Origin of the sequence: Enterococcus casseliflavus, from assembly GCF_029215545.1 — a bacterium.
Taxonomy (GTDB): Bacteria; Bacillota; Bacilli; order Lactobacillales; family Enterococcaceae; genus Enterococcus_D; species Enterococcus_D casseliflavus.
Genome location: NZ_CP119393.1, coordinates 1,656,281 through 1,675,527, shown reverse-complemented (window position 1 = coordinate 1,675,527; position 19,247 = coordinate 1,656,281). Strand labels below are relative to the sequence as shown.

19 protein-coding genes and 1 riboswitch are annotated in these 19,247 nt (G+C 41.1%); all 19 genes read right to left on the bottom strand.

Going from position 1 to position 19,247, the window contains the following annotated elements:
• Window positions 1–16 precede the first annotated feature (16 nt).
• The gene (dat, locus tag P0G38_RS08115; RefSeq protein ID WP_074536732.1) at window positions 17–874 is read right to left on the bottom strand and encodes a D-amino-acid transaminase; all 858 of its coding nucleotides are present in this window, start codon (window positions 872–874) and stop codon (window positions 17–19) included.
• A gap of 121 nt (window positions 875–995) precedes the next feature.
• Window positions 996–2,096, bottom strand: coding sequence for an AI-2E family transporter (locus P0G38_RS08110; protein ID WP_010748435.1), 1,101 nt, complete (start codon window positions 2,094–2,096; stop codon window positions 996–998).
• A 162-nt stretch (window positions 2,097–2,258) separates the two neighbouring features.
• Window positions 2,259–2,687, bottom strand: coding sequence for a hypothetical protein (locus P0G38_RS08105; RefSeq protein WP_275855017.1), 429 nt, complete (start codon window positions 2,685–2,687; stop codon window positions 2,259–2,261).
• A gap of 77 nt (window positions 2,688–2,764) precedes the next feature.
• On the bottom strand, window positions 2,765–3,181 hold the full coding sequence (locus tag P0G38_RS08100) for a GNAT family N-acetyltransferase (protein ID WP_275855015.1): 417 nt from the start codon (window positions 3,179–3,181) through the stop codon (window positions 2,765–2,767).
• Between the two features lie 212 nt (window positions 3,182–3,393).
• On the bottom strand, window positions 3,394–4,317 hold the full coding sequence (locus P0G38_RS08095) for an LCP family glycopolymer transferase (RefSeq protein ID WP_005226221.1): 924 nt from the start codon (window positions 4,315–4,317) through the stop codon (window positions 3,394–3,396).
• Window position 4,318: 1 nt separating this feature from the next.
• Window positions 4,319–4,972, bottom strand: coding sequence for a phosphatase PAP2 family protein (locus P0G38_RS08090; RefSeq protein ID WP_275855012.1), 654 nt, complete (start codon window positions 4,970–4,972; stop codon window positions 4,319–4,321).
• Window positions 4,969–6,162: an FtsW/RodA/SpoVE family cell cycle protein gene (locus P0G38_RS08085; protein WP_005226223.1), complete on the bottom strand. Its 1,194-nt coding sequence runs from the start codon at window positions 6,160–6,162 to the stop codon at window positions 4,969–4,971. The genes P0G38_RS08090 and P0G38_RS08085 overlap by 4 nt, the downstream gene beginning before the upstream one ends.
• Window positions 6,140–7,294, bottom strand: a complete 1,155-nt coding sequence (locus P0G38_RS08080; protein ID WP_074933644.1) for an FtsW/RodA/SpoVE family cell cycle protein — start codon at window positions 7,292–7,294, stop codon at window positions 6,140–6,142. The genes P0G38_RS08085 and P0G38_RS08080 overlap by 23 nt, the downstream gene beginning before the upstream one ends.
• Window positions 7,295–7,420: 126 nt before the next feature.
• Window positions 7,421–7,596: riboswitch (M-box (ykoK) riboswitch) on the bottom strand.
• Between the two features lie 287 nt (window positions 7,597–7,883).
• Window positions 7,884–9,779, bottom strand: a complete 1,896-nt coding sequence (locus tag P0G38_RS08075) for an endonuclease MutS2 (protein ID WP_275855008.1) — start codon at window positions 9,777–9,779, stop codon at window positions 7,884–7,886.
• Between the two features lie 401 nt (window positions 9,780–10,180).
• Window positions 10,181–10,633 carry an IS200/IS605 family transposase gene (gene tnpA / locus P0G38_RS08070; protein WP_008382269.1) on the bottom strand — a complete coding sequence of 151 codons (453 nt, stop codon included), beginning with the start codon at window positions 10,631–10,633 and terminating at the stop codon, window positions 10,181–10,183.
• Between the two features lie 222 nt (window positions 10,634–10,855).
• Window positions 10,856–12,385: an alkyl hydroperoxide reductase subunit F gene (gene ahpF, locus P0G38_RS08065; RefSeq protein WP_275855004.1), complete on the bottom strand. Its 1,530-nt coding sequence runs from the start codon at window positions 12,383–12,385 to the stop codon at window positions 10,856–10,858.
• 9 nt (window positions 12,386–12,394) lie between these two features.
• Window positions 12,395–12,958, bottom strand: coding sequence for an alkyl hydroperoxide reductase subunit C (gene ahpC, locus P0G38_RS08060; RefSeq protein ID WP_005226227.1), 564 nt, complete (start codon window positions 12,956–12,958; stop codon window positions 12,395–12,397).
• Window positions 12,959–13,264: 306 nt separating this feature from the next.
• Complete coding sequence (locus tag P0G38_RS08055; RefSeq protein WP_010748444.1) at window positions 13,265–13,468, bottom strand: hypothetical protein; 204 nt, start codon at window positions 13,466–13,468, stop codon at window positions 13,265–13,267.
• Between the two features lie 152 nt (window positions 13,469–13,620).
• The gene (locus P0G38_RS08050; protein ID WP_074536724.1) at window positions 13,621–14,580 is read right to left on the bottom strand and encodes a permease prefix domain 1-containing protein; all 960 of its coding nucleotides are present in this window, start codon (window positions 14,578–14,580) and stop codon (window positions 13,621–13,623) included.
• Window positions 14,577–14,909 carry a PadR family transcriptional regulator gene (locus P0G38_RS08045; protein WP_005226229.1) on the bottom strand — a complete coding sequence of 111 codons (333 nt, stop codon included), beginning with the start codon at window positions 14,907–14,909 and terminating at the stop codon, window positions 14,577–14,579. Before P0G38_RS08045 ends, P0G38_RS08050 begins: the two co-directional genes overlap by 4 nt.
• Window positions 14,910–15,098: 189 nt before the next feature.
• Window positions 15,099–16,070 (bottom strand): siderophore ABC transporter substrate-binding protein, encoded by a 972-nt coding sequence (locus P0G38_RS08040; protein ID WP_005236194.1) that lies wholly within the window; start codon window positions 16,068–16,070, stop codon window positions 15,099–15,101.
• Between the two features lie 24 nt (window positions 16,071–16,094).
• Window positions 16,095–16,853 (bottom strand): iron ABC transporter ATP-binding protein, encoded by a 759-nt coding sequence (locus tag P0G38_RS08035; protein WP_005226231.1) that lies wholly within the window; start codon window positions 16,851–16,853, stop codon window positions 16,095–16,097.
• Window positions 16,850–17,794: an iron chelate uptake ABC transporter family permease subunit gene (locus tag P0G38_RS08030; RefSeq protein ID WP_005236195.1), complete on the bottom strand. Its 945-nt coding sequence runs from the start codon at window positions 17,792–17,794 to the stop codon at window positions 16,850–16,852. The genes P0G38_RS08035 and P0G38_RS08030 overlap by 4 nt, the downstream gene beginning before the upstream one ends.
• Window positions 17,791–18,741: an ABC transporter permease gene (locus tag P0G38_RS08025; protein ID WP_275854994.1), complete on the bottom strand. Its 951-nt coding sequence runs from the start codon at window positions 18,739–18,741 to the stop codon at window positions 17,791–17,793. Before P0G38_RS08025 ends, P0G38_RS08030 begins: the two co-directional genes overlap by 4 nt.
• Window positions 18,742–19,247: the final 506 nt, after the last annotated feature.

The following is a 19,247-nucleotide window of genomic DNA, read 5'->3' as shown; positions in this document are numbered from 1 at the left end:
GGTTTCTATTACATAATCACAATGAATCGCTTTTATTCTTTGTGGCAGCGATATACGCTGCTTGCAATTGCTTCGTGATTGAACCCAATACGCCAGTGCCAACTGGTTTCCCATCAATGGCAACGATCGGAACGATTTCCCAAACCGAGTTGGTCAAGAAACACTCTTGCGTGTTGCGTAGTGCCTCAATCGGGACGGGTTCTTCTCGATAGGGAATTTCTAATTGCCGACACAACTGAAGCACCTTCATTTTCGTGATCCCCGGTAACACCAAGCGCCCGTCCGGATGAGTACAGACGATTCCATCAATGACAAACCAGAGATTGGATGCAGATGCTTCTGTAAAAAAGCCATCTCGTTGCAGTAACGCATCATCGAAACCAGCTTCGATCGCTTGATCCAGCGCCAAAAGGTTCCCTAACAAACTCAATGATTTGATATCACAATGCAACCAGCGTTCATCAGGAAGGATGGTTGCCGAAAGCCCTGCTTGCTGCATTTCATCTGGTCGTTCAAAGGGGATCACATTTGCCGTCACCACCCCTTTGACCGATCCAGCTGGTGGAAACTCGTGATTTCTCGGAGAAGCGATTCCTCGGGTGATCTGAAGATAGATTTCTCCTTCTGTGATTCCTTCAGTCTTTATGAGTAACTTTAGATTTTCAGTCAATTGGGGAATCGAATAGGGTAACGTTAGCTTAATTTTTTGTGCACTGCTTTCCAATCGAGCCATATGCTCCGCTAACATAAAACAGTGGCCATTATATATTCGGATAACTTCATAGATCCCATCACCATACTGATAGCCACGGTCTTCGATATCAATTCTCACTGCCTCTCGATCAACGATCTGATCATTCCACAAAACCTTCATTTCCTCACTCCTATCGTCGTTTTCGTTTCAATCAGTATAGCATGAGTCTTTGTACCGTGCTATGTGTCATCTAAAACAAAAAACTTGCTGATGAAGATTTCTTCAACAGCAAGTTTTATTGTTACAATGACTCCTTATCGATCACAGAACGTTCTAGTTTGCGTTCCTGGAAAAAACGGAGTAGCGTGCCAGACATCGCCATAATGATCGAATACACTGGAAGTGCAACGATCATACCAACAAATCCCAGCAAGTTGCCGGCGATCAATAATAAGAACACCGCAATAATCGGATGGATATGCAACACTTTATTCATTACTAGAGGTGAAACTAGATACGATTCACCCAATTGAATGATCGTGATGCCCACTACCAATAAAATGGCGGTACGGATATCTAAACTTAAAGCAAATAGAAATGCGGGTGCCGCTCCGATAAATGGTCCGAAGTATGGGATGATATCCAAGACACCGCAAATCAGGCCTAAAAGCAACGCATTCTGCAAACCTAGCAAAGAAAAAATCAAATAACTGGAAACGGCAACGTACGAACATACAAGCAATTTCCCGCCAATATAAGCAGACGCTGCTTGGTGGAAATCACTGCATAATTGACGCATCAATCCTTGGTACTTTTTCGGTGTTTTGTTTGCTAAAAAGTCTGGCACTTTCTCGCCGTCTTTAAACATATAGACTAAGAGCAGTGGGATCGTAAACAAAACGATCGCTGAGTGAGAAACGATGGAGATCAAACTCGTCAGACTATTCGTTGCCCCTGTAATAAACTGCAAAGCGAAATTACTCGCTTGCGAAATATCGATCGAATCAATGAAAGGACCGAAAAGTTCCTCTAAATAGGAATGATCGATGTTATCGATCACCAAATTGATGATAACGGGTATTTGATTGATAAAGCGTCCCATCTCATAGGCTAATGCGGGTCCAATCACCTGAATGATCAAATAAGCTGCAAAAACGATCAACAACAGTGTCGCATACAGCGCGATGCTTTTCTTTTTCGTCCTTCTTTTTACCCAATTAAAGAAAGGCAAAAAGATATAAAAAATAAAAATTGATATCAGTACAGGTAAAAAGACACTAGAAAAGATTGCTTCTAATGGTCGAAAAACAAACAGTATATTTGAATAGATCCAGACGGCGATCCCTAAAAGGCAGACGATCACCAGACCTGCAAAAATTTTTGATTTTTTAAGAAACTCCAATAATTGATCCTCCTGATTCTAGAAAATACGTTCACTTCTTTCAGTTTATCATAATTTTTTAAGCGAATGATCCTTTTGCGAATATTTTTTCAAAAATCCACGTTTTTCACAGGAAACTTTTGATTAATTTAATTATTTTACCCATAAAATCCTTCTGCAAAATCAATTTTGATGAGCAGAAAAAGGAACCGAGAGTTGCAAGTGTTTGATACAGTAAGCTGCCACACCGAGCTGGAGTAAACCTAACATTAAGAAAATCAGATGCAAAACATTCCCGCCCCTTAATAAAATCACTTGAACAATGATCCAGATAACTAAACAGATGCCTAAAAGCAATTCGCCATGATATCCTTGGTTGCGCCACAATCGGATAGCTGCCAATAAATTGCCCAGTCCTAACACAATTAGCAAAAACACCCCGGGAATCAGAAATGTTGTAAATGGCGTTCCTTGGAGCATGGACGATTCCAATCCAGCAAATGACTGTCCTTTCCTTAATGGCTCAATACTCATAAACGCCAGTGTGCTTCCTCCACAGGCGCCAACACCAATCACTAAACTTAACACAAATAACGCAAATCGCAGCTTCATCTCTTCCTCTCCTTTATCAAACATAAAAACCGTTAATAGATTGAGCATTCTCAACTAACGATCGGATTCCTGACTGTCTACTCGTTTTTAGGTGAATAAATAAATGCTGCAATTTGCTGCGTTTCTACAGAGGAAAAGCCGCAAGACTCATAAAATCGGCGCGTTTTCTCTGTGTTGTCCGTGATCAAAACCTTTTGTCGAATCGATGGATAATTCGCCAGCATTTTTTTGAGCAATCGCTGGCCAATTTTTTGACGTTGGAATGCTGGCGCTACTAACAGATCCTGAATATAAAGAATGGTTTGTCCATCGGTTATACATCGAATAAGTCCGACTAGCTGCTCTTCAACAAAGGCAGTGATCACCTGCGACTGAGCTAGGCCATTTAATAGTCGCTCTGGCTCTTTCGTATAGGCGACCCAGCCAACACATTTATACAAAGCGAGTATCTGATTTGAATCCGCTGGTAATTGATCATTAAAGATGATAGTCATTCTTTTCCCCCCTTGTAACTTTTAACCAAACGATATAGCAACAAATAAAGAGTTAACAGTCCTTTTCCGAACAGGCTCTTGCTACCCTTCAAGCCGAATTGCTTTGCTTGACTAAAGAGTATCCTGAGGAAAAGCAGCTGTCAACTCTAATCACGATTTACTAGAGGAACAAAGAGGAAGTGGTGTTATTACTAATTAAACCCAAGGCTTACTTAATCAAGCATTAGTTCGCTTTTTAAACGCTGACTCGTCGCTTGTTGTTCTTCAGGCGACACTTCTTGATAAGAGATGCCGTATTCACCTCTAAAGCCATCGCCAGTGAACCCAGTACCCGCCATTTGGTAAGATTCGACAGTAACGAGTGCCGATTGATATTGGGTGAATAGTTGACTCATCTGAGAAAACGTTAAATCTGTTTCACCATTTTCCCCAATAATCGTTAACAGATCCTGAATCCGCATCACGCTTGATAGAGAAACTAATTCATTGGCCAAAATCTCTGTCACTTCTCGCTGACGACGTTGGCGTCCATAGTCACCTTCAGGGTCTTCTTTGCGCATACGGGTATATTGAAGTGCTTCCCAGCCATCCAAATCAAGGATACCTTCTTCAAAATAGATATCCTCAGCAGTAAATGCAAAATCGTTTTCAACGGTAATACCGCCAATCGCATCAACTAGATCTGCCATACCATCCATATTTAAAGAAAAATAATGATGAATCGGAACATTAAGGTATTGTTCCACTGTTTCAATCATCATCTTTGCTCCGCCAAAGGAATGTGCGTGGTTGATTTTATCTTCATATCCTTGACCAACAATTTCAACATACGCATCCCTGGGAATACTCGTAAGTGTCGTTTTTTTCGTAACTGGATTCAACGTTGCAATCATGATCGTATTGGCACGATAATCTGTTTGCCGGCGAGCATCATTGGCAATTCCTAGCAAAAGCAGACTTAAAGGCTCTGTGTTTTCTATCACCTCTGCTTCTTGTCTTCCTTCTATCGGCCGATGAATCGAGTGCGCAACATTTTCAACTTGAAAATATACTTTGATTCCGTACGCAGTCCCCGATGCCACAACCACTGTAAGCAAAGCCAAAAATACAATAATTATTTTTTTTACCAAACTCAATTTATTCCCCCCTAAGCACCCTTTTTTTTATTGAAAAAACTATTGAACACGTAATCGAGCTGATTCCACTTGCCAACAAGATACTCGCTAACAAGTCACTAGGATAGTGAACCCCAAATAGCAAGCGGCTCATCATAATAAGCAGTAAATAAACCAATCCCAAAAACATAGCTAGTTTTTGGCTAATAGGACGTTTGCCTCTTTTGCCAGGCACTGTTTGTGCGAAGAAAAAGAGGAGAGAAATAGTTAGCGTGGTCGCTAATAGCGTATGCCCACTTGGAAAACTGGCGGACGCCCGTTCCATACTGTCAGCAAACTCCGGTCTTGGGCGATCAACGAATTTCTTGATCACTTGGCCAACACCACTGATTATGATCATATTTCCCATCAACCAAAAACTCTCGATCCGTTTCTTCCGAAGAAACAAAATTGCTGCCAATAGAAAATGAATAGCCGCTATCGGGACGATCGTTGCCGTGCTAGCAAGCGGAACAAAAATCGCTTCTACTGTAGCCGTCCGCCATTGAGGCACGTGGGAAAACAGGGTATCAAGCGTTTGGAACCAATGCGGCTCTAATGCTACAAGGAAAAACAACCATGCGAAACAGCTACAAAGCAGTCCACCTATCACCCCTTGTTTTGCTGTCTTGCTCATGTTAATCCCCTACTTTCTTTTAATGCGTACGATCGTTTCTTCGCTTTAGTCGGGAATTTTTCTAACCCGAAAATAATTCCCATCGCAATACTGATCGCAATCAACGAGGTTCCTCCTTGGCTTAAGAATGGTAGAGGAATTCCCGTTAATGGCAGCAACCCAATCGCCGCTCCGATATTTTCAAAGATCTGAAAGACTAAGCCAAAAACGTACGTGATGGCGATATAGACCGACGCCTTGTTATTCGTTTTTAACGCGGCGAAGATGATTTGATAGATGAGATAAAAATACAAGAAGATCACTAAGGTACTTCCTAAAAAGCCATAGGTTTCACCAATAACTGTAAAAATCATATCTGATTCACGAACCGGCACGTACACTGTCGTATGGGTGTCAGGCGCTCCCAATAAGCCTCCTGAGCCAATCGCCCACATACTGCGAACTTGTTGGAACGCGATAGAGTCTTGGTACGCTAGGGGATCTGCCCAAGCTCGCACTCGGTCTAATTGATACTGCGAGAAATGAAGTCGAAACAAGACACGATTGCCCCATTCCGTAAACACGAGCAGCAATAAAATAGCGCCGAGGGCTGCGATCAAACCGATCACTACGGTCAAAATTTTCCAATGAACACCCGAGATAATAAATAAAGCCCCTAACATCACAATAAACACTAAACTCGTACCAAAGTCCCGTTGCATAAACATCAATAGAAATGTCGGTATACTATAAAGCAAGATCTTAGTGACGTAGATCAAATCAGATTTAATGGTCCGTTCGGCTTTTCGTTTTTCATATACTAAGGTGAGATAGACCATAAAAAGCATAAAGGCCACTTTCATAAACTCTGAGGGCTGAATGGTAAAGTCGCCGATTCTGATCCAGCGTTTGGTATGCGTCTGCTCAAACATCGTTTGATCGTAGAACCAATGAAGAGAAGCCATCAAACCTAGCGCCAATACATACAAAAGACCCGAAAAGCGTAAGAGCAAATTGGTTGGGATCAAACTCGTAACGAAGAGCGCGATGGCGGATAGAACACAAAAAACGATCTGTCGAAAAACGATTCCAGAAGGATCATTGCCATCCATTACAGAAGCTTGATGTTGTACCCAAATGCTTAGCAAAAAAAGTAGAAAAACGGGTAGCAGCAAGGCATAGTTTGCATCATGTCGTTTGAGGAACTTCATTTCGTTTGCCCTCCTCTCGCTCTAATTTCAGGCACATACTAAAGGCAAATGAAAGAATAAAGTAACTGGAGCCACCATAGCTGATAAATGGTAACGGTACCCCCGTCATCGGCATCAACCCTAAAATACTGGCTATATTGATACTTGTTTGCAACAAAAGTAATGTACTTGTTCCTAGCAATATCAATCCAATCTGAGGGTTTTCAATAGCTGCGGAACGAATAAATAAACGTAAGATGATTACGAATAATAAGCCAATAACAAAAATCCCGAAAAGCAAGCCAAGCTCTTCTACTAAAACGGAAAAAATAAAATCGGTTTCCGCAACTGGTAAAAAGCCTTTTTTCGTAATACTGTTTCCTAAACCGAGACCAGTAAGCCCTCCATTAAATAAAGCATAGTAAGAATGGATCATTTGGAACCCCTGATTGTAAGGGTCGGAGAATGGATCGCCTACTAAGCGAATTCGGTTATATACGTGCATAAACATGTGGGGCAATAAATCATTGTCGCCTAAAAACATGATCAACAGGGCAACCAGGAATAGACTGATCACTAAGCCACCAAATAAAAGAGCCGTCAGCTTCACGGGGACTTGTACCGTAGTTATCATGACAAATGCTAGAAAGAGTAAAATCATCACACCGGCTACTTTCGGTTGAATCAGGATCAACACACAGCACAAAAACAAAACGAAAAGCGGACGTTTCATTTCCTGCAAGGTGGTTTTTGCAGTTTGAAAGTAATGAGCAAGGTACAAGACCATCCCTACATTCACAATCTCTGATGGTTGAAATTGAATCCCTGCGATCGAGACCCAGCGTTGTGCCCCATTAACAGAGACACCGAAAAAGGGCAAACGAGCTAAGAGCAAGGTAAAGATCCCAAATGCTAGCAGACCGATCGCTAAGTATTTGCTAAGCAAAATCTCTCTTCGCGTCCGCTGAATAATGAATAAAAGAACCCAGCTAAGTAACAAAAAGACCAATTGACGGATAAATAGCGACGCTGGTGGTTGATCTCTCGTTAATAAACGGTATGAACTTGCACTATAAATCATTAAAAGACCGATAAGGCTCAATAGCAAATAAGCTATGATCAGCAGCCAATCGATCTTCTTTTTTTCTATCATTGCTTCCACTCCTCTTGCCTTGGAGTAGGTGTTCAGACGGTACCAGTTATTTTGCTCTATGAGCTTCGTCATCCATCAGAAAGAAAAGCAAAAAAGTCTCACTTCTCTTAGGACGTCAGACTTTAGCAGCAATCTCATCGTCCGAGTTTTAGCACTATACAACGTAAAGAAAGTCATTTGCTCTCTTAGCTATTTTATGAAAAGCCTTAATCCGACAATTCCTGTTTTACACATTGGCGTCTTTCGACGTTTCTGCGCAATAGCTTGTGTTTGTATAGGAGCCTCACCTAACAAGGTTATATGTTATTTTTCAATCCAATATGAATGGTACCCTTCCTCGAATAAAGATACAACCAATTCTCTGTTATTTTTATTTTTCTTTAACTTTTCTTAAAGAATTTAGATATTTCGAATATTTTCTGCTCTATAAAGAAAAAAAAACCAAAATAATCATCCAAACAAAGGAACGGCATCGATAAAGGACGTTATTAAAAAAACGAACATTTAAAAAAAGCAGTCCTTTTTCTAGGTGCTGAAAAAGGACTGCTTGCTTGATTTTGGTCTATCGATTGAAAGTTTTCTTAATCTATCAATCCACGGGTCGATTGGTTTGCCGTTCTTGCGCTGCTTTTCGTAACTGCTTCTGCGCTTTTTTTGATCCCCGTTCAATATCTCGAGTAAACTTGCGCTGCGCAAACTCAACGAATAGCTGATCAAGATCATAACCTGCGGGATAGAGCACCTCTCGCTTTGTGAGGAGTTGCAAGCGACGTGCGGCAACAACAAAAAATTGTTTCTCAATTGAAATTTTCGCTTGTCCTTGTTCCAAATACTCATAAAAAAGCCCGCGCTGGTTATGTTCTGTTGAAAAGACCAAGTCTCCTTTTTGAAAAATAAGATCTATCTTGGCTTCTTGTTGAGGGGGTTGTTTCTTCCCCTTTTCAAAAGGCTGCTTCTCAAAAGAATAGGTTTTATGCTTTAAATATTCCTTTGCTTTTTGGACTACGTCAACGGGGATTGCCATCTTTTCGGCAATCCAAAACGCATTACTATCACCGACTGCATTCGTCAGCAAACGATATTTTGGTGTCAAGGTTTTGGCATCAAAAGCCATTGCCGCTGTTTCGAAATCTTGATGATCGACGGCAAACTGCTTGATTTCACCATAATGCGTTGTTGCGATCATTAAAGCTCCTGAGCGATAGATGGATTCCATGATGGCGATCGCCAAAGCAGCCCCTTCATTGGGCTCAGTGCCGCTGCCGATTTCATCCAATAAAACAATACTGTGTCGGGTAGCATTCTTCATAATCTGAGCAATGTTCGACATGTGTCCAGAGAAGGTACTTAAAGAATTTTCCAGACTTTGTTGATCGCCAATATCCATCCAAAGACTTTTTAAAAACGGAACAGTGCTTTTGCCATTGTGTGCTGGAAATAAGCCATAATGAGCCATGGCGCAAACAAGTCCAACGGTTTTTAAGACGACGGTCTTGCCTCCAGCATTTGGACCCGTGATGACCATGCAGCGGTTTTCTTCGCCAAGTTTTAAAGAAAGAGGAACCGCATCACTCCCCAGCAAAGGATGACGGACTTGATCAAAAAGCAAAACTTCTTCCTCAGTCATAGTTATCGCCTGCCCATTGATTTCTCGACAATATTTTCCCCGAGCAAAAATAATATCCAGCACAACTAAAATGTCAAGACAGGCAAACACGGCGTTCATTTGTTCGGCGATCGCTCCTGTCAACTCTGACAACACTTGGTATTGAGCGGCTGTTTCTTCTGCTTGCGCCAAGATCAATCGATCATTTAAACGGGCAGCTGCCTCCGGCTCAATAAAGACAGTCGCTCGTTTATTGGAACGTTCGATGATCGTTCCGTTAAATTGCTGTTGAAATTCAGCACGCACAGGTAACGTATATCGGTCGTTCTTTTTGATGACACGATTTTCTTGTAAATAGCGACTTTCCTTAAAAAACTTTGCAAAAACTTTTTTCAGATCAGCTTCATATTTTTCGATCGTACCGCGAATTTTCCGCAATTCTCGGCTGGCATTACTATCAACCTGACCATTGCGAATCTTTTGGAAAATCATTTCGGCGATTTCAGAAAAGTCTTCTAACCCTTGTGCATATTGATGTAATCTTGGGGCAATCGATTGATTCTTTTCGAACAATTGACGGATAATTCGAAAAGACCGTAAAAAGTCTCCATATTCGATAAGCTCCTGTGGTTCTAAAACAAACCCTTTTTCAATTTTCTCCGTATGGTGTAAGACATGCTGCAGCCCCATAAAAGGCACTTGACGACCAGCAGCTAATAGTGCCATCGCTTCAGTGGTCTCTGTCACTCGTTTTTGGGCAGAGTGGATCGTCGCTGCTGGTTTTTCATTCGCAAAGCGCGCTTTGCCGTAATCGCTGATTATTTTTTTACTTACTTGTTCTTTAATTTGTTCAAATTCAGTTGCTTGAGGTATCTTCATGAGTTATCCTTTCTTGTGCCTGAGGATTCCGATCAGATCCCCGTCCAAAAAAGTGTACAAAAAAAGCGATAGTCTCCCATCACCTGATTCATCAATAACGATTTTTATCGGTATCTACAGGCACAACAAATAAACAGTCTGTTTTTGCTTATTTGTTTTAATTGGCTGATTAGATACCTACGACACTCATCAATATACCTCTTTCTTTTTTGAACGAGTTTTTTTCATTGTAATATAGAAGCTGTCCTTCTGTCAACTGCACCCAAACTGCCCTTACAGTAAATATCCACCCGTGAAACGGGTGGCTTTTTAACAGCCCTAGAAGGGCTCACCACTCGCTAGCCCCTTAAAAGGGGCTTTTTAAATGACCACCAACCGCTCACAGCCCTATCTCTCTTTAACTATTTAAATGGATCTACATACTCTTGTTTACTTATACTATCTCTTATTCGATCATCTGCTTCTTGTTCTCGAATATATTTTTCAATTGTTTTTTGATTTAATCCAACCGTACTCACGTAGTATCCTTTGGACCAAAAGCTTTTATTCCCATACTTATATTTCAAATTCGCATGTTTTTCATGGATTAAGGTTGCACTTCGTCCTTTTAAGTAGCCCATAAAACTAGAAATACTAATCTTTGGTGGTATTCTTACTAACATATGAATATGGTCAGGCATGGCATGAGCTTCAATGATTTCAACATCTTTCATCTCACACAATTTTCTTAATATCTGACCAATACTTACTCTTAACTTTCCATAAATCACTTTTCGTCGATACTTCGGGGTGAAGACTATGTGATACTTACAATTCCATCTGGTATGTGCTAAACTTTTATCGTCGTTAGACATAAAAAAACTCCTTTCGATCTGATATGCGGTTGGTAGCCACTATTAGTATATCGAAAGGAGTTTTTTATCGCTAAAGCTATTTCGTCCACGCGTAGAAACGCGCGGTTTTTTTGTTTCGTACGCTACGCGAACGAAACTGACTAAAGTCATTAAAAAGAAAAAACGCTCAGCAGCTCCTAGAAGCCCCTGAGACGTTTTTTGATTTTAAATGATGCAAGGCGCTTACGAGCGAATCAGGTGATCAAAGGCACCTAATGCCGCAGTGGCACCTGAACCCATTGAAGTGATGATCTGTTTGTATACACTATCGGTACAATCCCCTGCTGCAAAGACCCCTTCAATATTGGTTGCACCGTGTTTGTCTACCACGATCTCATTACGCTCGTTTAAAACGATACGGTCTTTTAACCATTCAGTATTCGGCATTAAGCCAATCAAAATGAAGACACCTTCAACAGCTAATGTGAATTCGCCATTCGTTTCTCGATCAACGTAGGTCAATTGTTCGACATGATCGGATCCAGCAATTTCCTTCGTTGCCGCATTCGTAATAACAGTCACATTTTCTAACGTGTTCAAACGGTTTTGTAGCACAAGGTCCGCTTTTAGTTCCGGTAAAAATTCAAGAACATAGACGTGTTTTGCCATGCCAGCTAAATCGATCGCTGCTTCGATCCCAGAGTTTCCGCCGCCAATGACAGCAACCTCTTTCCCAGCAAATAACGGACCGTCACAATGTGGGCAATAGGCAACACCTTTATTTTTGAATTCTTTTTCTCCTGGAACATTGATGTTACGCCAGCGAGCGCCAGTTGCTAAAATGGCCGTTTTGGTTTTTAATACTGCACCATTTTCTAATTCAACTTCGATGACATCATTGCGACGAATATCTTTCGCACGCTGCCCTTTCATCACGTCTACATTGTATTCGTTGATGTGCTCTTCTACCTGACGCATTAATTTTGGTCCTTCGGTATAAGGAGTACCGATCATGTTTTCGATCCCCAGGGTTTCCATTACTTGTCCACCCATTGTTTCGACGACCATCCCAGTATTGATGCCTTTACGCGCTGCATAAATCGCTGCGCTTCCGCCTGCAGGTCCGCCACCGACAACTAACACATCGAAAAGCTCTTTTTCAGCAAAGTCATCTTTACTCGTCGGACCAGCTGCTTTTTCCAACAACTGTTCGATCGTTTGGCGGCCGCTTGCAAATTCTTCACCGTCTAAAAAGACGGTTGGCACAGCCATAATTTTTTTCTTGTCAATTTCTTCTTTGAACATCCCACCTTCGATCATGGTGTGACTGATGGAAGGATTTAGCACTGCCATGATATTTAACGCTTGAACAACATCAGGACAGTTATGGCAGGTCAAACTGACATAGGTTTCAAAATGTAATGGCTTATCGATCGCTTTGATGCGCTTTTGAAGTGCTTCGTCAATTTTCGGCGGACGACCGCTTACTTGAAGCAACGCTAAAATAAACGAAGTGAACTCATGTCCTAACGGTAAACCAGCAAAAGCGATGCCGCTTTCTTCACCGGGACGATTGATCGAAAAGCTTGGTGTCCGTTCACTTGCTACAGCTTGGATAGTGATTTTTGGCGACATTTCTGCGATTTCTTCTAAGAATTCACGTACTTTTGTGGAAGAATCATCCTCACCAAAAGTTGCCGCAAAAACAACCTCTGATTCTAGCATCGCGAGATACTGCGTCAGTTGGTCTTTGATTGCCTTATCTAATGCCATGAGAGCCTCCTAAATCTTGCCTACAAGGTCTAAGCTTGGCGTTAAAGTTTCTTCGCCTTCTTTCCATTTTGCAGGACATACTTCACCTGGATGAGTACGGACATATTGGGCAGCACGGATTTTATCGATCAAGCCACTAGCATCACGACCGATACCGTCCGCATTGATCTCAACTGTTTGGACTACGCCATCTGGATCGATGATGAATGTTCCACGTTGAGACAACCCAGAAGCTTCATCTAGTACATCAAAGATCTCTGAGATCACATGAGAAGGATCTGCAATCATGATATATTCGATTTTATTGATGGCATCAGAATGATCATGCCATGCTTTATGAGTGTAATGAGTATCTGTTGATACAGAATAAACTTCTGCGCCTAATTCTTTTAATGATGCATATTGATCTTGCAAATCTTCAAGCTCTGTCGGACAAACAAATGAGAAATCTGCAGGGTAAAAACAAACAACGTTCCATTTTCCTTTAAAATCTTCTGATGAAACATCGATAAATTTTCCATTGTGGTAAGCTTTCGCTTCGAATGAACCAATCTCTTTTCCAATTAATGACATATCATTTCCTCCAATTAGAATAATTATTTGAGAATAATCTCTATTAATTATTAGTATATCTAACTATAAAAAGCAATAGTTTATTCAGAAATAGTCAAAAAAAATGTTATCCTCCTCAGAAATGAGCATATTTATTTCCTATCCAATACAAATAGAGTATAGTTGTAAGTTTGACTAATCGTTTCCATTTCAATTCCCTACTTGTTAGATTCTCAATTACACCTCTCATTCTCAATTAAATAAAAAAGATTGCCTCTTCCTATGATTCCTCACCAAGTAAAGTGAGCCATAGAAAAAGGCAATTTTTTATTTAGTATTTAAATAGTTGAACAATCCACTGATCGTTCGATCCCTCAATGTAATCCGCTTACCGTCTAAAAAAACTTCTTCGACTGGGTAATGGTCTTGAAAAGGTGGAACTTCCAAGTATTGACTTGCGAGAAAGCGCTCCGGAGATTCGACTGTTGCTATTTCTTTGCTGCCATTTTTCAGATAATGAATTTCTAACATATTCATTGCCTCTTTTCTTGTATTCTGAACTTAAAAAAAGCATTGAGAGAACCATATTTCTCGCTGTTCTTTTTTGATTGGTTCAGTTACAAGGTGTATTATAATCTTCCTTTTTTTAAAAGTAAAGAAAGCACTCTCGATTGAAGTGTCTTCTATTTTTTAGCTTTCGTATGTCCGATAAAGTAGTCCTCTAAGACACCACCAATAACAAAAATGACCCAAGAGTAAGCCCATGCATGAAACATGAAGGACCAAAGCATGTAAACGACCAAAATCACTGGCCAGTAGACTGTTCGAAAAAAGGTAACTCTACCAGCGGATTCGCCATATTTATGACGTGTTGCTCGATCCCCCGGATGGTCTTCGTCGCGAATAAAATACGTCTCAGTTGCCAGCTTCGCAAAGCCTGTACGGATAATACTTACATAAATAATAAAGAACACACCTGCTGCAACCGTCAAGAAAAACAAGGAAATCCCAAACTCAACAGAATAATAAAACACTTCACTTAAAAGTACAGGCGCAATTGATAAAATACAGGCACCAATTCCTAAAACAAGACCAATACGAAAACTTTTTTCATAATTTGCGAGTTGCTGAGCGGCTTCTCGTTTGGCATCCCTTTTTATTGGACGATCATCCAACTGTTTACGAGCACCGGAAAAGTGCAAACTGCTAGAGATAATAAAACCGACCCCGATGGCGATAAAAAGAAACATCACCATTATTCCAAAGGTCTCAGCATATATACTAACAAAGAGCATCAAGGCTGCTAGGGATGCGATACAAAAACCGATTCCTATAGATAACGAGAAAGCAAAGTGTCGCACAGTTCCCCAATAATCAAACGCATCGTCTTCTGTGATGGCATCGGACCAATCATCAATCGGCGCTTCTTCTTTTGAAACATTTAACTCTTGCAACAGCTCATCTACGGAACCAAACTCACTGATTACTGCACCGATGGCTTCATGCTCGCTTTTCCCTTGGTGAATCAGTTCTAAGTAGTGGTCTTCCATAATCGCTAAGAGGTCTTCTTTCGCCTTTTTGGTTTCCGGTGTGATGGGTACTGATAAAAATAAGCTGTCTAGATAGTCATGAATGGTTTTCATTTGTCTCCTCCTTGTAAGAACTGGTCAACGACGATCTTTGTCTGCTGCCACTCCAATAGTTTCTCCGTAAGGCTTGCTCTTCCGTCTGCAGTTATCTGGTAATACGTCCGCTTTTTGCCATGCGTCACTTCTCCAGGATATGAGCGGATCAATCCTTGTTTTTCTAACCGAGTAAAAGCGGAATACAACGTCGTTTCTTTGATCACATATAAAGCATCTGTTCCTTCGCGAATACGCTTGGATATTTCATATCCATAAGAATCTTCATTGGAAAGAATGGATAAAATGATTGCGTCGTTATAGCCGCGAATTCCGTCACTCGAGATCACGCAATCGCCTCCTAAATTACTTCATCTGTCGTACTAATTATAAAACAATTACTACGACAGGTAAAGTAAAGCAGGGAAAGTTATCAAAAATCAGTCGTAGGTCTTAGAAAATAGGAAAATAAAAAGGGACACGCATTCTCAGTAAACTGATACGCGTGTCCTAATTACTTGATTGCTTTTCTCACCTATTTATTCAACGGCTGGTTTGACATCGTCCATCATTAGTTGGATCGACTCCAAGCCTGAACCTGCTAAATACCAAACCGCAGCATCCAATTCAATGACTTGATCGTTTTGCCCAGCATTTGTTTCTTGGACGATTTCATTTGCAACAAATTCACTTTCACTTTCATTGCCGCCGATCGCTTTTGTCCGGTCGATCACGAAAATGATATCAGGATTTTTTTCAAGCAAGTACTCATAAGAAATACTTTGTCCATGTGTCGACGCCTCTAATTCCTCATCTACTGCAGGGAAACCAAATGTATCATACAAGATACTGTAACGAGAACCTGGACCGAAAGCAGAAAGATTGCCTTCATTTACCATAACAACCAAGGCTTTCTCGTCAGCATTTTGCGCTTGCTCCTTCAAGGTATCGATCTGACCTTGTAACGATGCTAGTTGTTCTTGCGCTTCCTCTTCCTTACCAAAAATTTGACCAATGGTCGTAATGTTGGCTTCGATCGATGCCCAAGTATCACTATTGTCAACGCTTAAGAAAACGGTTGGCGCGATTGCAGACAATTCCTCTTGGAAATCACGTTGTCGCCCAGAAATAATGATTAGGTCTGGCTGCAGTTGATTGATTTTTTCTAAATCAGGCTCTTTGATTCCCCCTGCTGATTCAACATCTGCATACGCTGATAAATAATCTGGTAAATTGCTGGTCGCAGCAGCAACGATTCGATCCCCAAGGCCAAGCGCATCCATCGTGTCTAAGGCACTATTGTCAAAAACCACCACTTTTTCTGGTGCATAAGGAACAGTAACAGTTCCATTGCTATCAGTGATTTCAACCTCTGTCGGTGTCTGTTCACTCTGAGCAGTTTGGCTTTGCTGTGTCCCTGTCGATTCGATTGTACCAGTATTATTTGATCCGCATGCGGTCAACCCCGCTAATACGAAAATACTCATAAAGCTTACTACAATTTTTTTCATTTTTATCCTCCTTAGAAATACATTTTATTGGAAGGTATAGCAAAATTGCCGACCATCCACTTGTACCAGTTTGATTGGAATCTCATATAATGATGCCAACACTTGCTCCTGGATCACAGCCTCAGTGTCGGCCGCTTTAAAAATCTGACCGTCTTTCATGGCAACGATGTGATCGGCGTAGCGAGCGGCAAAATTAATGTCGTGCAAAACGATCACAACGGTTTTCTGATAGTCTTCCACCAAGGTGGTCAATAGCTTCATCAGCTGGTTGGCGTGCTTCAAATCTAGATTGTTTAACGGTTCGTCCAACAGCAGATAATCTGTATCTTGAGCCAAGATCATCGCCAAGTAAACTCGTTGTAGCTGACCACCAGAAAGCTCATGAATCGATTGATCGGCGTATTCGGTAAGGGATAGCTTAGCTAAAGAATCATCAATGATCCTATCATCCGCTGCCGATTGTCGCCCGCGGTTATACGGATAGCGACCAAATGCCACCAGTTCTCTTACAGTCAGATTGACTGCATAGCGATTGCTTTGTTGCAAAAAAGCCATTTTTTTGGCTAGCTCTTTGGATTTCCATTGGCGAATCTCAGTTCCATCTAAATAAATATCACCAGTTCTCTGGTCCAGCATCCGACTGACCAAGGAGAGTAAGGTGCTTTTTCCCGCACCATTTGGCCCGATAAAGGCAATCATTTTCTGCTCAGGTAATGCTAAAGAACACTCGGTCAACACCTGTGTTTTCGCATAATTTTTGGATACGTTTTTTGTTTCGATCATGATTTTTTCCTTTCCAGCAGCAATTTGCTTATAAAGAAGACGCCACCCAATAATTGAATCACTGTACCAATGGTCGTTTGCCATTGAAACACTTGTTCCACTAAGAACTGCCCTCCTACTAACAGGAGAAAACCAATCAGGCTGCCACCAGCAAACAACCACCCATGGCGATAGGTGGGAAAAAGCTGATAGGTGATCGTTGCCACTACAAAGCCGAGAAAAACAGCTGGACCTACGAGTGCCGTAGCGGTACCTGTCAGAAGCGCAATCAAAAATAAAATACCTCTATGTAGCCATTGAACAGGAACGCCTAGACTTTTGGCTTGCCCGCTTCCTAAATGTAATAGATTCAATTCCGGAATCAATAGAATCAGGCAGCTACTACCGATCAAAATGATCACAGCAGCAATTAAGAGATGTTGCGTATTGATATTGCCAAAGCTAGCGAATAAGCGTCCTTGCAGTAAATCATATTCATTCGGGTCCATCAAGACTTGCAAAAACGTGCTCAGACTACTGAACATCGTGCCGCAGACCATTCCAGCCATCAACAACAAAAACAATCCGTTAACGGCTTTTTGATAGAAAAAACCGATCAGTAAACTTCCTAGAATGGCAGTCAGACTGACAGAGAATAAAAACATCGCTGCTGTTTCTTGGCTTAGCATCTGGATCCCGCCAATAAAAAAGAAACACAGGGTCTGAACCAGGACATATAGTTGATCCAAGCCTAAGATTCCTGGTGTTAAATAGCGATTGCTCGTAACAGTCTGTAAAGTGATCGTACTAAAGGAAATTGCGATCGCCACCAGAGCAAAGGCGAAGATCCGACGGCCCCGCAATGCAAAAGCAAATGACCAATTACCATAGGTATTATAGGTCAGATAGGCAGTAGCGGCACAAAGGATCAGAAAGAACAAAAGAAAAAGTTTTTTCTTCATTGAAACTTCCTCCCCAGCAGCAAAATCAAGAAGCAGCAGCCACCTAGTACACCGGCAACCACACTTACGGGCATCTCATACGGAGCAATCACGATGCGTGCCAATACATCACATAAAAGTAAAAATGCACTTCCAGCAAAGCTGATCAGCAGTAGATTATTCTTCAAATGATCCCCAAACACCATGCCGATCATATTTGGGATAACGATCCCCAGAAAAGGGATTTGTCCAACGGTCAATAAAACGACACTACTGGCAAACGCCACCAGAGCGAACACAGCAAAGCTTAAATACAGATAATTGATCCCCAGACTCTTGGCGGCACTTTCTCCTAAACCAGCAATCGTGATCTCATAAGCTAGGAAATACAACAGACCGAATACTGGAATCGTCAAATACAAAAGTTCATACTGGCCAGCCATAATGGTAGCGAAATTTCCTTGTAGCCAAGAAGAGACATTTTGAACCAATTGGAAGCGATAGGCCAAGAAGCTGCTAATGGCACCGATGATATTACCGAACATCACCCCGGTCAAAGGGAGCATCATTGGATCTTTCTTTGGTAGAAATTGGCTTAAAAATAAAAAGAACAAAACACCTGCATAAGCAAACACAAATGCTGCGGTTGTCCGAATCAAGTTTGAAGCATTTGGCAGAAAAAGCATGACTAGCAAAATTCCTAAACGAGCACTATCAGATAATCCGATCGACTCAGATGCCACAAATTTATTTTGCATCATATGCTGCATGATTTTCCCACATAAACTAATGATTCCACCTGCAATGATCAAACTGATCGTCCGTGGGAGCCTAACTTTTACCAAAACAAGCCAATGATTCGGATCACCCTGCTGTAGACCACTTAATGATAATTCATGGGTACCTACCAGTAAAGAACAGCCCACAAGAAGAATCAAGATCAGCAGTAATCCGATTTTTTTCAACATGCCCCGCCCCTTCCTTATTGAGAATGATTCTCACTCTCTTTAATAGGGTAACGTATTTCACTTAAAATCACAAGAAGTTTTTTAAAAAAATCCCTTTACCAAAGCAATTTAAGTGAAAACGAATCTGCGTAGGTAAGGGATTATGTGATATTTTTCTCTAATAAAAGACTGCGAGCACGTCTTTTTTTATCAACGAAGTCTATTTAATCGCTTTAATCAAATAAATACTTGAGAAGGCTAGATTCAACTTCTGAGTTTCATTTAATAACAATTCATTTACACGTTCCATCGTTTCAATCTGTTGAACCCCCTGTTTAGTTCACACATGCTCATCCCAAGCTGGGGGTAACTTTTCAGATAAAGGGTACTGATGAGCTAACATGTCCATACAAGGAACATTCGTCTACCGATAACAATCCTTTACCGGAAATCGTTCAGTCATAAAACGTTGGTCGTCATATTTTTTACGAGTTTCTTCATCAAAAAGATAGCGATACCAGTTGGCA